Source organism: Streptomyces sp. SID3212 (assembly GCF_009865405.1).
Taxonomy (GTDB): Bacteria; Actinomycetota; Actinomycetes; order Streptomycetales; family Streptomycetaceae; genus Streptomyces.
This window is the reverse complement of the sequence record NZ_WWJY01000541.1, coordinates 1-248: the sequence shown is the minus strand read 5'-3', so window position 1 is coordinate 248 and position 248 is coordinate 1. Positions and strand designations below refer to the sequence as shown.

Annotated in this window: 1 protein-coding gene; it reads left to right on the top strand. The window is 78.2% G+C overall.

The annotated features are described in order from the left end of the window. On the top strand, positions 1-248 hold a 248-nt coding region (locus tag GT042_RS15960), incomplete at both ends, for a hypothetical protein (RefSeq protein WP_161309377.1).

Here is a 248-nt window from a genome sequence, read left to right as displayed (position 1 = left end):
GCCATGCACGACGAACACGCGGCCGACGAGGAGCGTCAGGCCCTGCGCGCCCGCGCCGCCGTCCGCGACGAGGACATCAAGCGGCTCGCCGCACGCCTGGCCGGCGACCGTTCCCTGGCCGCCCGCCTCGGCTCCTGGCGCGCCGACTGCCCGCCCGGCATGCTCACCGAACTCGCCGAGGCGGCCGAGACCGCCGGGCGGACCGCCGTGACGGCCGAGGCCGCGCTCGTCGAGGCCCGTACGGTACG